Annotated in this window: 9 protein-coding genes and 2 rRNA genes (1 of these 11 only partly in view); 9 read left to right on the top strand and 2 right to left on the bottom strand. The window is 62.5% G+C overall.

From position 1 onward, the window contains the following. From CSC74_RS11675 to CSC74_RS11655, 5 genes are all read left to right on the top strand, one after another. Positions 1-2,532, top strand: a 23S ribosomal RNA gene (locus CSC74_RS11675); it begins 335 nt to the left of the window's first position. Between the two features lie 128 nt (positions 2,533-2,660). Further along, positions 2,661-2,775 (top strand): 5S ribosomal RNA (gene rrf, locus CSC74_RS11670). A gap of 443 nt (positions 2,776-3,218) precedes the next feature. Continuing rightward, on the top strand, positions 3,219-4,097 hold the full coding sequence (gene rpoH / locus CSC74_RS11665) for an RNA polymerase sigma factor RpoH (protein WP_162314624.1): 879 nt from the start codon (positions 3,219-3,221) through the stop codon (positions 4,095-4,097). A gap of 282 nt (positions 4,098-4,379) precedes the next feature. Beyond that, complete coding sequence (locus tag CSC74_RS11660) at positions 4,380-6,332, top strand: DUF2142 domain-containing protein (RefSeq protein ID WP_162314623.1); 1,953 nt, start codon at positions 4,380-4,382, stop codon at positions 6,330-6,332. A 268-nt stretch (positions 6,333-6,600) separates the two neighbouring features. Next, a complete protein-coding gene (locus CSC74_RS11655) occupies positions 6,601-7,068 on the top strand; it encodes a DUF1203 domain-containing protein (RefSeq protein WP_162314622.1) in 468 nt (155 codons plus the stop codon). On the opposite strand, the gene CSC74_RS11650 is transcribed toward CSC74_RS11655, so the two are convergent. Next, positions 7,041-8,321, bottom strand: a complete 1,281-nt coding sequence (locus CSC74_RS11650; protein WP_162314709.1) for an NAD(P)/FAD-dependent oxidoreductase — start codon at positions 8,319-8,321, stop codon at positions 7,041-7,043. The genes CSC74_RS11655 and CSC74_RS11650 overlap by 28 nt on opposite strands. Positions 8,322-8,517: 196 nt before the next feature. Continuing rightward, the gene (locus CSC74_RS11645) at positions 8,518-10,776 is read right to left on the bottom strand and encodes a primosomal protein N' (protein ID WP_425501460.1); all 2,259 of its coding nucleotides are present in this window, start codon (positions 10,774-10,776) and stop codon (positions 8,518-8,520) included. On the opposite strand from CSC74_RS11645, the gene CSC74_RS11640 reads away from it, so the two are divergent. The 4 genes from CSC74_RS11640 (at position 10,766) to CSC74_RS11625 (ending at position 14,530) form a co-directional block, all read left to right on the top strand. Beyond that, positions 10,766-11,032: a hypothetical protein gene (locus tag CSC74_RS11640; protein WP_162314620.1), complete on the top strand. Its 267-nt coding sequence runs from the start codon at positions 10,766-10,768 to the stop codon at positions 11,030-11,032. The two genes, CSC74_RS11645 and CSC74_RS11640, sit on opposite strands and share 11 nt — an antisense overlap. 201 nt (positions 11,033-11,233) lie before the next feature. Continuing rightward, positions 11,234-12,238 (top strand): hypothetical protein, encoded by a 1,005-nt coding sequence (locus CSC74_RS11635; RefSeq protein ID WP_162314619.1) that lies wholly within the window; start codon positions 11,234-11,236, stop codon positions 12,236-12,238. After that, on the top strand, positions 12,225-12,866 hold the full coding sequence (locus CSC74_RS11630) for a DUF3106 domain-containing protein (RefSeq protein WP_162314618.1): 642 nt from the start codon (positions 12,225-12,227) through the stop codon (positions 12,864-12,866). The genes CSC74_RS11635 and CSC74_RS11630 overlap by 14 nt, the downstream gene beginning before the upstream one ends. A 284-nt stretch (positions 12,867-13,150) precedes the next feature. After that, entirely contained in the window at positions 13,151-14,530 is a 1,380-nt protein-coding gene (locus CSC74_RS11625) for an MATE family efflux transporter (RefSeq protein ID WP_162314617.1), read from the top strand. The last annotated feature ends 36 nt before the right edge of the window (positions 14,531-14,566 follow it).

Genomic DNA, 14,566 nt, shown 5'->3' with positions numbered 1-14,566 from the left:
AGGGCCATCTCAATGAAGACGAGTAGGGCGGGGCACGAGAAACCCTGTCTGAACATGGGGGGACCATCCTCCAAGGCTAAATACTCCTGACCGACCGATAGTGAACCAGTACCGTGAGGGAAAGGCGAAAAGAACCCCGGAGAGGGGAGTGAAATAGACCCTGAAACCGTGTGCGTACAAGCAGTAGGAGCTCCGCAAGGAGTGACTGCGTACCTTTTGTATAATGGGTCAGCGACTTACTGTTCGTGGCAAGCTTAACCGTATAGGGGAGGCGAAGGGAAACCGAGTCTGATAAGGGCGCATAGTCGCGGGCAGTAGACCCGAAACCGGGTGATCTAGTCATGCCCAGGGTGAAGGTGCCGTAACAGGTACTGGAGGCCCGAACCCACGTCTGTTGCAAAAGACGGGGATGAGGTGTGATTAGGAGTGAAAAGCTAATCGAACCCGGAGATAGCTGGTTCTCCTCGAAAGCTATTTAGGTAGCGCCTCATACGAATCTTCTTGGGGGTAGAGCACTGTTATGGCTAGCGGGCCATCGAGGCTTAGCAAACCATTGCAAACTCCGAATACCAAGACAGACTATATGGGAGACACACGGCGGGTGCTAACGTCCGTCGTGAAAAGGGAAACAACCCAGACCCACAGCTAAGGTCCCAAATTTATCGCTAAGTGGTGAACGATGTGGAAAGGCACAGACAGCCAGGAGGTTGGCTTAGAAGCAGCCACCCTTTAAAGAAAGCGTAATAGCTCACTGGTCGAGTCGGTCTGCGCGGAAGATTTAACGGGGCTAAGCGATGAACCGAAGCTTGGGGTGCATAACTTTGTTATGCGCGGTAGAGGAGCGTTCCGTAAGCCGTTGAAGGTGGATTGAGAAGTCTGCTGGAGGTATCGGAAGTGCGAATGCTGACATGAGTAACGATAATGCGGGTGAAAAACCCGCACGCCGAAAGCCCAAGGTTTCCTTGCGCAACGTTAATCGACGCAGGGTTAGTCGGCCCCTAAGGCGAGGGCGAAAGCCGTAGTCGATGGGAAGCAGTTTAATATTACTGCACCTCGCGTGAGTGCGATGGAGGGACGGAGAAGGTTAGGCAGGCCAGGCGTTGGTTGTCCTGGTGAGAGAACTGAGGCAGAACCCTTTGGCAAATCCGGGGGTTTAATGTTGAGGTTAAGGACCGGCCCATTAGGGCTAGGCTGCTGATATCACGCTTCCAGGAAAAGCTCCTAAGCTTCAGCTCACGAAGACCGTACCGTAAACCGACACAGGTGGGTAGGATGAGAATTCTCAGGCGCTTGAGAGAACTCGGGTGAAGGAACTAGGCAAAATAGCACCGTAACTTCGGGAGAAGGTGCGCCTCTTCTGGTTAATAGCTGGGGGAGGCCGAAGTAACCAGGCCGCTGCGACTGTTTATCAAAAACACAGCACTCTGCAAACACGAAAGTGGACGTATAGGGTGTGACGCCTGCCCGGTGCTGGAAGGTTAATTGATGGGGTCAGCCGCAAGGCGAAGCTCTTGATCGAAGCCCCAGTAAACGGCGGCCGTAACTATAACGGTCCTAAGGTAGCGAAATTCCTTGTCGGGTAAGTTCCGACCTGCACGAATGGCGTAACGACAGCGGCGCTGTCTCCACCCGAGACTCAGTGAAATTGAAATCGCTGTGAAGATGCAGCGTTCCCGTGGCAAGACGGAAAGACCCCGTGAACCTTTACTATAGCTTTACATTGAACGTTGAGTTCGTCTGTGTAGGATAGGTGGGAGGCTTTGAAGCGATGGCGCTAGCTGTCGTGGAGCCAACCTTGAAATACCACCCTGTCGTGCTTGACGTTCTAACCTAGCTCCGTAATCCGGAGCGGGGACCATGTATGGTGGGTAGTTTGACTGGGGCGGTCTCCTCCCAAAGAGTAACGGAGGAGCACGAAGGTACGCTCAGCGCGGTCGGACATCGCGCACTGTGTGCAAAGGCATAAGCGTGCTTGACTGCGAGATCGACGGATCAAGCAGGTACGAAAGTAGGTCTTAGTGATCCGGTGGTTCTGTATGGAAGGGCCATCGCTCAACGGATAAAAGGTACTCCGGGGATAACAGGCTGATACCGCCCAAGAGTTCATATCGACGGCGGTGTTTGGCACCTCGATGTCGGCTCATCACATCCTGGGGCTGTAGTCGGTCCCAAGGGTATGGCTGTTCGCCATTTAAAGTGGTACGCGAGCTGGGTTCAGAACGTCGTGAGACAGTTCGGTCCCTATCTGCCATGGGCGTTGGAGATTTGAGAGGGGCTGCTCCTAGTACGAGAGGACCGGAGTGGACGAACCTCTGGTGTTCCGGTTGTCACGCCAGTGGCATTGCCGGGTAGCTACGTTCGGAAGCGATAACCGCTGAAAGCATCTAAGCGGGAAGCGCGCCTCAAGATGAGATCTCCCGGGACACAAGTCCCCTAAAGGAACGATGAAGACTACGTCGTTGATAGGTCAGGTGTGTAAGTGCAGTAATGCATTGAGCTAACTGATACTAATGATCCGTGCGGCTTGACCATATAACCTCAAGTTGCTTTAGTCTCGACACACGTCGATTGAAATCCAAATAGCAAACTACTTCCCAAGACCTCATGAGAGACAGGCGCCACTCCTCCTTTATAGGTGTGTGCGACGCTCCAACCGTCTCCCTGGTGAAATTAGCGCTGTGGAACCACCCGATCCCATCCCGAACTCGGAAGTGAAACGCAGCTGCGCCGATGGTAGTGTGGCCTAAGCCATGCAAGAGTAGGTCATCGCCAGGGTCTTTACCCCAAAACGCCATCTCCGCAAGGAGGTGGCGTTTTTCTTTGCGTGGTTCCGCAAGGAGTGCCGCACGTGTCGGCGCTCCTGCGATCGCGGTAACGGAAGAGCGGACTGGCTGGCGGCTCTTTCTCGGCGATCTACACCGGGCAGAGTGCCCACGATGTCGCGGGCAGCTGACAGGCCCGCGATCACAGGATCTGGTGGATTACCGAAATCCAGAGAATACTCGCGGAAATTTCCGAAAGGAAATCCGTGGTCAGCCTGGTAGCAAACTTTCGTCTTAACCGGAAAATTCAGGGTAGCGCCGGCAAAATATTCTGAAATAATCAATAAATACAATTACTTGCGCCCTTCTGGCTCGATGGCATCTGTTCTACCAACGAAACGATGGAACTCTTTTCCTGTTTAGCAGTCGAACCCCGTGACTGCTAAAATGATCGCCATGAACCAGACCTCTGCAGCCACCGCCATGGTGGCAAACAATCTGCCCATCCCCAGCGCGCTCGGCTCGCTCGACGCCTACATCGGCGCCGTGCACCAGATTCCGGTGCTGACGGTCGAGGACGAACAGAGTCTTGCCCGTCGTTTCCGCGACGACGAGGACCTTGATGCTGCGCGCGAGCTGGTGCACTCGCATCTGCGTTTCGTCGTGCATGTCGCCCGTGGTTACAACGGCTACGGCTTGCAACTGGGCGACCTGATCCAGGAAGGCAACATCGGCCTGATGAAAGCGGTCAAGCGCTTCGACCCGGAGATGGGCGTGCGCCTGGTCAGTTTCGCGGTGCACTGGATCCGCGCCGAGATGCATGAGTTCATCCTCAAGAACTGGCGCATCGTCAAGGTCGCCACGACCAAGGCGCAGCGCAAGCTGTTCTTCAACCTGCGCAAGTCGAAGAAGCGCCTGGGCTGGATGAACGATGCCGAAGTTACCGCGGTGGCTGCCGATCTCAAGGTATCCAAGCGCGAAGTGCTGGAGATGGAATCGCGCCTTTCCGGCCGCGATATCGGCTTCGATGCCCCATCCGACGATGATGACGACCATGCGCCGCCATCGCCCGGCGCGTATCTGATGACCCAGGACGAAGATCCGTCACAGGCCTATGAGCGTGCCGACAACGAAGGCAACAAGCTGGAGTTGTTGCGCGAAGGCATGGCCGGGCTGGACAAGCGTTCGCGCGATATCGTCATGCGCCGCTGGCTGGATGACGACAACAAGGTCACGTTGCAGGAGTTGGCCGACGAATACGGCGTCTCCGCCGAGCGCATCCGCCAGATCGAAGCCAACGCGCTGAAGAAGATGAAGGCGCTGTTCGCGGCCTGAGAGCCCATTGCACGGTATCGAGACAGGCCCCGGAAACGGGGCCTTTATGTTGGGCGATTGATCGCATCGAAACGCAGCAGTCGGGCTGCTCAATGCGCCATGGCACAATCTCAGGCACCGCTTCGGCCCCGGCTTGTACCAACGAAGATGCCGGAGGATGGCCGCGACAATATCCCGAGCATCAACCGCGATATGAATTCCGAGCCGACATTCCTTCAGCATGGAGCAATACATGTCCGACAATGAAGCAGGCAACCGCCTCTCTGCTTGCCAAGCGCTCCGATGAGCTTGCGGGACTCATCGACGAAGATCGACTTCAGGCTGATAGCCTCGGGTCTGCTGCTGGCCATGCTGATCCTGGTGGTCGCTTATGCCGACTCCCGGCGCCAGATAAGAGTGGCGTTCACCGTTCAGGCCGGCACGGCTGGCCGTTTGCAGGTATTCCATGACGCCGAGGGCGGTTTTTCGGAAGCCGGATCGCAATCATTCGGGTTGCAAAGCGGAGAAGCCGTAGAGGAAGTGCTCCGGATCAACGGGCGCCGTGCGGCCTGGTTGCGCATCGATCCCCCGCCGGGGGGCACGACGACATTGTGCGACCTGCGAATCGGGCGATCGGGATCGCGGGGGCAATATGAAATCCTGTTGGTTGACGAGCTCAGCCTTGCCGATGAGCATGCTTGTCTGAAGCTGCAGCCGGACCAGAGTGCAAGGGATCCGAAATTGATCTTGCGTTTCGTCGATCGTTCGGCGCGGAAAATAGAGCGCGCCGGCACATGGCAAGCGGTCTTCTATGCGACGTTGCCGGTGTTGCTCGTCTCCTTGTGGTGGATATACCGCTTCTACCGAAGGTTGCGGGAGTGGTTGTCCGCGATCCCCACGATACCGGGATTCAGGACGCTCGACAGGAATGCGCATTGGGTTTGTGCCGCACTGATGCTGCTTTTTGGTGCGGCCTACGTATTCATTACGCCGCCGGGCGCGGTCGCGGATGAGGAGGCGCACCTGGCGAAGATCGTCCGGCTCAGCGAGGGGATGCCATTCGGTGGCTCAGGTTCGGAACCGTTGCCTGATACCCGGAAGATGTACGGGCCGTTCTGGGGATATTCGCACAACAAGACCGCCTTCACGGGCGAAGAGTTGAGCGCGCAGCTGAGCAAAAAACTGGCCTGCGACGCGACGTCGACGACGTTGCCCCGAGGAGCGGATGGCTATTTCCCGCATCAGTATCTGCTGCCTGGCGCGGCCTTCAAGGCTAGTTGCGCAATGGGGGCAACATTCGGGTTCTTTCTTTATTCGGCGCGAATGCTGAACCTTTTGTTGTCCATTGTGTTCGTGGTGTTGGCCCTGCGCTATGCGGTGCGGGGAAAATGGGCATTGTTCGCGATTGCCTTGCTGCCGATGTCGTTGTTCCAGATGGGTTCGCTGTCGGCGGACTCCCTGACGATATCGCTGAGCATCGCCTGGCTGGGTCTGGTGTCCGGAATTGCCGACGATAAAGTGACTCCGACGCGTATCATGCCAATGCTGTGGGCGCTCAGTCTGGCTATCGCATTCTTGAAGCCCGGGACGGCCTGGATCCTGATTTGTCTGGCGTTCTGCAAGCCTGCTTTCGACAGGGCGGGCCACTCTTTCGGCGCCGCCATGTTGAAGTTTGTCGCGCTGCCATGGGTAATCCATGCCGCGTGGACTTTGTTGGCCGCGAAGGGTGCCGGGGCGCTTGCGGGGGTCGATGCCGTCGCCAATGCCCACTCGCTGAGTGCCGAACCTTCGATATTCATGCACGCATGGTTCAACACCTTCTTCAGCGACCGGGTGCTGTCCCTGGGGAAGATGCTGATCGGGGTATTGGGGTGGCTAGATGTGTACCTGTCCCCATGGGTGTATCCCGCTGGCGGATTGGCGTTGCTGGCGACACTTTGGACCAATGAAGATTCGATGCCGCGGATGCCTTATTGGATTCCACCGTTGGCCTTGATGCTGGCAGCAGGTTCAATGGCGATGATCGCGCTGCCGCTGTTCATCTACTGGAGCCCGGTCGAACTGGGTTTTATCCAGGGCTTGCAGGGTCGCTATTTTATTGCGACTGCGGCATTTGCCCTGGTCTGGTGCTCGTTCCGGTCGACACCGCCGATCCGTGCCTTGCTGGTATCGGTCATCCTCGTTCTCATCGTTGTGATCAATCTGGACGCGCTCCATGTATTGCACAGGGCTTACTTTGTAACCGGAAGGATGTAGAGCATGCCGCAAGCCTGGGAGGGTTTGAGCAACTGCCGGGCATGGCAAACCGGACAATCCGGTGAATGCCGGCGCTACTCCGCAGACGGGCGTCCGGGTGGGGCATGAAGAAGTGAAATGCGGTTCGCGACCCGATAGCGAGGCACTGTCGCCAATACAAAGGTCCCAACCGCCGCCATTAGCGAGCTGGCCCGGATTGCGCAGGATCCGGATATCGCGGCACGGTGCGCGGGCATAACCTGCACGTATTTCCTCGGTGGAGCGTGTCATGGATTATGTGGTCAGCGGATTGCCGGTGCAGCCGTTCGAGTCGTTGTTCGGACTTGAGGATGCGGAATTGCGCGTGCATGGCGCAGTGCGCATGGCGGTCGATTCGAATCGCGGGTTCCCCTGCCGCATATCGCTGGAAGATGCGCAGGTCGGCGAGTCCGTGCTGTTGTTGCCGTGGCAGCACCTCGATGCGGACACGCCGTACCGCGCCGGCGGGCCGATCTTCGTGCGCGAAACCGTGCGCGACCACGCACGCATCCGGAATGCCATCCCGGAACAGCAGCGCAGCCGCCTGCTGTCGGTGCGCGCTTACGATGCCGAGGGCTGGATGCTGGATGCCGAAGTGGTCGAAGGCACGATGCTCGAAGCATTGATTGCACGCTTCTTCGGCAACGCAGGCATTGCCTACCTGCATGTGCACAACGCGCGGCGCGGCTGTTACGCCTGTCGCGTCGACCGTGGCTGATCTTCGTCGTCGTGGCCGAGGATGATCCGCGCCCCGCGCTGGTAGCTCCAGTACGCCCAGGCCCAGTTGAGCAATACCACCAGACGATTGCGGAAGCCGATCAGGAAGAACACGTGCGCGGCCAGCCAGAACCACCAGGCGACTATGCCGGAAAGTTTCAAGCGTTCGAAATGCACGATCGCCGCCATCCGGCCGATGGTGGCGAGATTTCCGTAGTCCTTGTAGCGGAAATCCGGAGCGCGCTTGCCTTGCAAGCGCGCGCGGATCGCATCGGCGACGTGCCGGCCCATCTGCTTGGCTGCCGGCGCGACGCCCGGTATCGGCTTGCCGTCCTGCTGCACCGAAGCCAGGTCGCCGGCGACAAAGATCCGCGGATGCCCCGGCACGCTCAAATCGCTTGCGACCGGTACCCGGCCGGCGCGATCCAGCGGCACGTCCAGTGTTTTCGCCAGCGGGGAGGCGGCCACGCCGGCCGCCCAGACCACGGTACGTGCGGCAACGAATTCATCGCCCAGGTGGTAGCCGGATCCGTCGATGTGGGTCACCGGGATCCCAGTGGAAACTTCGACGCCGAGTTTCGATAATTGCCTGCGCGCCTTCCCGGAAAGATCTTCGGGAAATGAGGACAACACACGTGGTCCGGCTTCGATCAGGCGTACATGCGCATCTGAAGGGTTGATGTTGCGGAATTCATTGGTCAGCGTATGCCGCGCGATTTCGGCCAGCGTCCCGGCGAGTTCCACGCCGGTCGGTCCGCCGCCGACGATGGCGAAGTTCAGCCATGCCGCGCGTTTTGCGGGATCCGGTTCGGCCTCGGCACGCTCGAACGCCAGCAGCAGGTGCCGGCGCAATTGCAGCGCATCGTCCAGGGTCTTCAGCCCCGGCGCGTGTTGCGCCCATCCGTCGTGGCCGAAATAGGCATGGGTAGCGCCGCTGGCCAGCAACAGATAGTCGAATTCCAGCTTGCCGCCGTCTTCCAGTACGACCCTGTTGGCCGCTGCGTCGATATCGCGCACTTCGGCCAGCCGCACTTCCACGTTCTGCTGCTTGCGCAGGATGTGGCGCAAGGGTGCGGCGATGTCGGGGGAAGACAGGCCGGCCGTCGCCACCTGGTAGAGCAGCGGCTGGAACAGGTGGTGGTTGCAGCGATCCACCAGGGTGATGCGCACTGGCGAGCTGGCCAGCGCGCGCGTGGCCCAGAGGCCTGCGAAGCCGCCGCCGATGACGACGATGTGGGGTCGATCCGGATCCATTGGCATGGACATAGGTTAACGTTGAAACCGCGCGCGGCGGTATCGGGGCGATGGACATGGAGATCCGGAAGATGAAGGCGGGTTCGCGGGCATGGATCTGCCGGAGCGCTTTGCAGGAAGCCGGGAGCAAGGGCGCCCCTCCATCCTCCCGCTAAGCAAGGGAAGAGGCCAAGAGCAGGGCCAGGGTCGCTGCGGATCAGTACAGATCCAGCGGATCCACATCCAGCGACCAACGCACCTTGCGCGCTTCGGGCAGGTCGTGGATCGCCGGGAGCGCGGTGTCCAGCAACGCATGCAGCGCGCGGCGACTGGGCGATGAAAGCAGCAGTTGCGTGCGGTGCATGCCGGCGCGACGGGACATGGGCGCGGGCAGTGGCCCCTGGATTTCGAGCGCGGATTGCTGGCCGGAACGGCTAGTCCCAGACTCAAGCCGCGCGGCATCGCGGATGGAATTCGTGAAAGCGGATTTCGCGGCGTGCAGAAATGCATTCGCTGCATCCACCTGTTTCGCTTCCGCGCGCAGCAGGGCCAGATGCGCGAATGGCGGGAAACCCGCGGCCCGGCGCTGTTCCAGTTCGCTTGCGGCGAAGGCGTGGTAACCGCCGTTGATCAAGGTGTTGAGCAGCGGGTGGTCGGGGTGGTGCGTCTGCAGCCACACTTGCCCGGGCTTCTGCGCCCGTCCGGCGCGTCCGGCCACCTGGATCAGTTGCTGGGCGAGTTTTTCGCCGGCGCGGAAATCCGACGAGAACAAACCCTCGTCCACGCCCACCACCACCACCAGGGTCAAATGCGGCAGGTCGTGACCCTTGGCCAGGATCTGGGTGCCGACCAGGATGCCGGGATGGTCGCCGAGTTTCTGCAGATGCCCGGCCAGCGCGTCGCGACGCTGCGTGGTGCTGCGGTCTATCCGCAGTACCGGCACGCCGGTGAATTTTTCCGTCAGCATCTCCTCGATGCGTTCGGTGCCGATGCCTTGCGGTTGCAAGGCGAGCCCGCCGCAATCCGGACACGCCGGCGGCACCGCCTGGCGCGCGCCGCAGTGGTGGCATTGCAGGCGACGACCCGCGCCATGCACGGTCATCGGCGAGTCGCAACGTTTGCATTGCGCGCTCCAGCCGCAGTCGTGGCAAAGCAATACCGACGCGTAGCCACGACGGTTCTTGAATACCAGCACCTGTCCGTCGGCATCCAGCGCAGTGGAGATGGCGGCCAGGGTGTCCGCCGAAAGGCCGGCCTCCAGCGAGCGCTTGCGCACGTCCTGCACGCGCACCGAAGGCGGTTTCGCGTCGCCCGCACGTTGGTTGAGCCGTAAGTGCGCATAGCGTCCGCTGTTGGCGTTGTGCAGCGATTCCAGCGACGGCGTGGCGCTGCCCAGGAGTACCGGCACGTCCAGCGCCTTGCCGCGGACCAGGGCGAAATCGCGCGCGTGGTAGCGCATGCCGTCCTGCTGCTTGTAGCTGGCGTCGTGTTCCTCATCGACGATGATCAGGCCGGCCTGCGGCAATGGCGTGAACACCGCCGAGCGCGTGCCCACCGCGACCCGGGCTTCGCCGCGCGCGAATGCGGCCCAGCCGCGCGCGCGCTCGTTGTCGCTCAAGCCCGAGTGCAACGCCAGCACCGGCACGCCCAGGCGCTGGCGGAAGCGCGCCAGGGTCTGCGGGGTCAGGCCGATCTCTGGCACCAGCACCAGCGCCTGTTTGCCGCGGCGCAGGCAATCGGCGATCGCGTGCAGGTAGACCTCGGTCTTGCCGCTGCCGGTGACGCCATCCAGCAGCAAGGGTGCGAAACCTTGCGTACCCAGGATCGCCTCAACCGCGGTCCGCTGTTGCGGATTGAGCGGCGGCCCGGGTTGCGGATCCGGGGCCACGGTCGAAGCCGGGATCGCCACGCGCTCGACCAGGCCGCGCTTGTCCAGCGCGCGCGCGGCACTGCGCCAGTCGTCCAGGTGCAGGTCCAGGGCGTCCTCATCGCGCTGGTGATGCGATGAGGCGTCAATGGGCGAAGCCAGCAGCCACTCGGCCAGGCGGCGTGGGCGCGTGCCCTTGCGCAGGCGTGGCCATCCTTGGATGCCATCAGCGGTCAATCGCCAGGCCCAGGCGTGGGTATCGGGCAGCGGTTCGCCCTGGCGCAGAAGGGTCGGCAGGGCGGTGCCCAGTACTTCGCCCAGCGGGGCATGGGTATAGCGCGACAACCAGCGCAGCGATTCCAGCAGTTCCCCGTGCAGCAGCTGGGTCTCATCGAGCACCGCCAGCACCTGGCGCAGTTCGGGCATCCCGTCGCCGCGAGCGGCGATCGCGACCACCACGCCGATCATCTCGCGCGCACCGAAAGGCACCCGTACCCGTTTTCCGACGTCCGCCGCCGACGGCGAATGGTCCGCAGGCGGCAGGTAGTCGAACCCGCGCGGCAGGGGCAACGGCAGGGCGACGCGGAAGAGGGAATCGATGGACATCAGTGCCAGTTTACCGACGGCGGCAAGGGCATCGCTGCGCTTGCTGCAGTTGCACGTCATTGTTGCTCTGCGGATGACGAAAAGCCCGCAAGTCACCGTCATGCATGGAGATTCTTCTTTATCCACATGGCCTGTGGATAAAACTGTGCATCAACCCATTGCTCCACGCTTGCGGAGGCTTGCTGCAAGCTCCGGCGTGAGGTTGGCTAAAAAAACACCAACGAAACAAAGTTCATACGAATCAACAAATTACCCGTGAAACAAGAATGTAATGGGAGGCCCGGGTCAGGCTGCGGCAATGTATGTGACCTTCTGGTGACGGCTGTGCACAACCTGTTTTCGATGCAAACCCTTGCGGAGCCTGGGAGAGCAGGTTTCAGGAATCTGTCAAGCGCCGACCGCCGGGTCGGAAACGCTTCCACCGCGGCTATGATGCGGCGACGAATCCCCCGGTTCCCTGATGCACAGTCACTTGAATGAAGCCGCGGCCGTGCCGGCCGCCCTCTCGGCCTTCCTGCGCGGCGTCGAACGCCGCGGCGCCCTGTTCGCGGAACTCCAGTGCGGCGATCGAGACGCCGGCGACACCGCCTTGGCCGCTGCCTTGCGCGCGTTCCGCAACCATGCCGGTGAGCTCGCCATGGCCGGATGGCCGCGGCGTTTCTGGAGCCTGCTGGTCTCCGCCCCGCCCTTGCGCCAGGCGTCGGCCTTGGCCCATTGGCCGCCCGGCCTCCAGTCGCTGGCGCCACTGGACTCCGCTGCCCGCCGGGCGTTGTTGCTGCGCCTGGTGGCGGGATTGCCGGAGGAGGAAGCGGCGCTGGTGCTCGGGCTGGATACGACCGTCTATCAGCAGGCGTTGGCCGATGCCTGTCCGCGCGATGCCAACGGCCAGCCCGATGCGCAGGCCTGGCGCTCGCTGGCCGAAGCCATCCAGCAGCAACTGCGCGACCTGCCGCCGGAACGCCTGGCGCGTCTGGCGCGTCTGCGCGAGGAGGCCATCGCCGGCATCCGCCACGAACGTCCCCGCGTCGGCACGGCATCCGCCGCGCCGCGGGAACCGGCCGCGACATCCATTCGCCGTCGCTGGCCATGGGTGGCGCTGGTGCTGGGCGCGTGCGCGCTGGGGTTGGCGGCGACCTGGTGGTGGCCGCGAGGGGAGGCCCCGTCGACGGCCGACTCCGTCCTCGAACAAGGCGTCCAGCGCCTACGGGACGAAGTGGAAATCGGCCGCGAGGAATTGCCGGAACAGGCGCCGGCGGCACGCTTCGATGCGACCACCGCGTTGCTTGCTCACCCGGATTTCGAATTGGTGATGGATGCGCAGGAGGAAGCCCTGGCGCGCGATGCCGATTTCCACGCCTGGTACATGGCTGGCGCCAATGCGGTGGGCGAAGAGGCGATGCCCACGATCGAATCGCCGGTTGCGGACAGCACTGGTGCAGCGGAGACCTCCGATGCGCAGTTCTGAACGAGCGCAGAGCCATTCGCTCCCACGCGGGACTGCGCTGCTGCTCGCGGCGCTGCTGGCGATGTTGTCGCAGTGGGTGTCCGCCTCCGGCCCGGAAACGCTGGCCGAAGCGCGAGCACTGCAGGAGCAACGCGCGGCCCGTCTGCAGGCGATGAGTTCCGAACGACGCGTGCAGTTCGGGCAACGCCTGGCCGAGTGGAAGGCGCTGCCGCTGGCCGAACGCGAGGATCGTCGCGCGCGTTACCAGGCCTGGCTGCAGCTGGAGGAAGCCGAGCGCCTGCGCCTGCGCGCGGTCGCGGCGGAAATCGCAACCTTCCCTCCGCAACGGCAGCAGGCATTGCGGGCGCAGTTCGATGCGTTGGATGCCAGCCAGCGCCGGGGCTGGCGACTCGGGCCGACGCTGGGCGCGGACTACGAAAAGCTGCAGTCGCTGCTGGCCTTTGTTCCGTCCGGACAACGCTTGCCGCTGCTGGCTTCGCTGCGGGCGATGACCGCCGGACAGCGTGCCGAACTGGCGGTGCTGGCCCAGCGCACGCCGCCGCAGGATCGGCAGGCGTTGCGTGCGGAATTGCTGGCCCAGCCGGGGGGACAACTCGAGGCCTGGTTGCGGCGGAAGCTTGCGCGCTGATGGAGCCTCCGGAACCTCTCTTTTTGATCGTCATGAACCGACGAATGTCGGGTCATGACGATTTGCTTTTCTTGAAGTTTGTCTTGAATAGCCTGCCCACGTTCCCGACGAGTGAGCCGGCTCTGCCAAGCGGATGGCACGCGACGCACGAAACGCATCCGGGCGCTCGCTGGCCAGATAGGTTTTGAAGAAGCCGCAGGCATCGCCGGTTAAGATGGCGCCCCTGCCGCGACCCGGAAGCCGTGCCCCCGCACGCCCGCAGTCGGGCCTCGAGCCTTCACTCCATGCTTCCGGACTCCCCTACAAGCCCGCGCTTCGGCACAGAAATGCGCAGCACGGCCAAGCTCGCGTTTCCCTTGGTGCTCGGCCATGTCTCCACCGGTCTGATCGGCTTCGTCGACAACGTCATCGCCGGCCACCACGGCACCCAGACGCTGGCCGCGGTCACCATCGGCACGGCCTTGCTGTGGCTGCCGATGATGGTGCCGATCGGCACGCTGATTTCGTTGACCGCTTCGGTGTCGCAATTGAACGGTGCCGGGCGCCGCGACGAGATCGGCCCGCTGTTCCGCCAGGCGCTGTGGCTGGCGCTGGGGCTGGGCCTGCTGATGTTCGCATTCCTCAGTTTCATTCCCGCAGCCTTGGCACCGTTCGGCATCGCCACGGAAATCATTCCCGGCGCGCGCGGTTTCCTGCACGGGATCCGCTGGGGCGCGCCGGCGCTGACGTTGTTCTTCTGCATGCGCTACCTGAGCGAGGGCATGCACTGGACCCTGCCGACGATGCTGATCGGCTTCGGCGGGTTGGCATTGCTGGCACCGCTGGGCTATGCATTTACCTTCGGTCGCTATGGATTGCCGGAAATGGGCGCAGCGGGCCTGGGCGTGGCCTCGGCGATCATGATGTGGGCCCAGGCCACCGCCTTCGCAGTCTATCTGTGGAATGCGAAGCGCTTCGCCAGCCTGAAGTTGTTCGCGCGCTTCGACGGCCCGCACGTACAGCCGATCAGACAATTGCTGCGCACCGGTTTGCCGATCGGGGTGACGGTGCTGATGGAAGGCGGTTTGTTCATCGCCACCGCGCTGCTGATCGCGCGCCTGGGCGCGGTGCCGGCGGCGGCGCACCAGATCGCGATCAACGTGTCGGCGCTGTGTTTCATGATCCCGATGGGCGTGGCCGAGGCGACCACCGTGCGCGTAGGCCATGCGCTGGGCATGGGCGACGTCCTCGGCGTGCGCCGCGCGGCCCATGCCGGCTATGCGATCGTGCTGGGCACGCAGGCGCTGTCGGCGACGGCGCTGCTGCTGGGCCACGACGCGGTGGTGGCGTTGTACACGGGCGACCTGGCGGTGGCCGGGCTGGCCGGCAGCCTGCTGCTGTACGCGGCGGCGTTCCAGTTTCCCGATGGCATCCAGGTGCTGTCGGCGGGCGCATTGCGCGGGCTCAAGGACACACGGGTGCCGATGTGGCTGGCGGCGCTGTCCTATTGGGGCCTGGGCATGCCGCTCGGCGCAGGACTCGGCCTGGGCCTGGGCTGGGGCCCGCAGGGGATGTGGCTGGGTCTGATCCTGGGCTTGACCGCGGCCGCGATCCTGATGGGCGCGCGCTTCCGGCGCAGCAGCCGGCGTTTGCTGGCCGCCCCTCCAAGCGGCCCAGTGACTTAAGGGGCATGTAAGCGCCTTGTGCAACCGGTAAGCTGG

Origin of the sequence: Pseudoxanthomonas yeongjuensis, from assembly GCF_010093345.1 — a bacterium.
Taxonomy (GTDB): domain Bacteria; phylum Pseudomonadota; class Gammaproteobacteria; order Xanthomonadales; family Xanthomonadaceae; genus Pseudoxanthomonas_A; species Pseudoxanthomonas_A yeongjuensis.
The sequence above is the reverse complement of the archived record's forward strand: the minus strand, read 5'-3'. Positions and strand labels throughout refer to the sequence as shown.

Excerpts from the sequence above, each read along its gene's own strand:
- rpoH (WP_162314624.1), top strand. The coding sequence starts at position 3,219 with ATGAACCAGACCTCTGCAGCCACCGCCATGGTGGCAAACAATCTGCCC.
- CSC74_RS11660 (WP_162314623.1), top strand. The coding sequence starts at position 4,380 with ATGAGCTTGCGGGACTCATCGACGAAGATCGACTTCAGGCTGATAGCC.
- CSC74_RS11655 (WP_162314622.1), top strand. The coding sequence starts at position 6,601 with ATGGATTATGTGGTCAGCGGATTGCCGGTGCAGCCGTTCGAGTCGTTG.
- CSC74_RS11650 (WP_162314709.1), bottom strand. The coding sequence starts at position 8,321 with ATGGATCCGGATCGACCCCACATCGTCGTCATCGGCGGCGGCTTCGCA.
- CSC74_RS11640 (WP_162314620.1), top strand. The coding sequence starts at position 10,766 with ATGGACATCAGTGCCAGTTTACCGACGGCGGCAAGGGCATCGCTGCGC.
- CSC74_RS11635 (WP_162314619.1), top strand. The coding sequence starts at position 11,234 with ATGCACAGTCACTTGAATGAAGCCGCGGCCGTGCCGGCCGCCCTCTCG.
- CSC74_RS11630 (WP_162314618.1), top strand. The coding sequence starts at position 12,225 with ATGCGCAGTTCTGAACGAGCGCAGAGCCATTCGCTCCCACGCGGGACT.
- CSC74_RS11625 (WP_162314617.1), top strand. The coding sequence starts at position 13,151 with ATGCTTCCGGACTCCCCTACAAGCCCGCGCTTCGGCACAGAAATGCGC.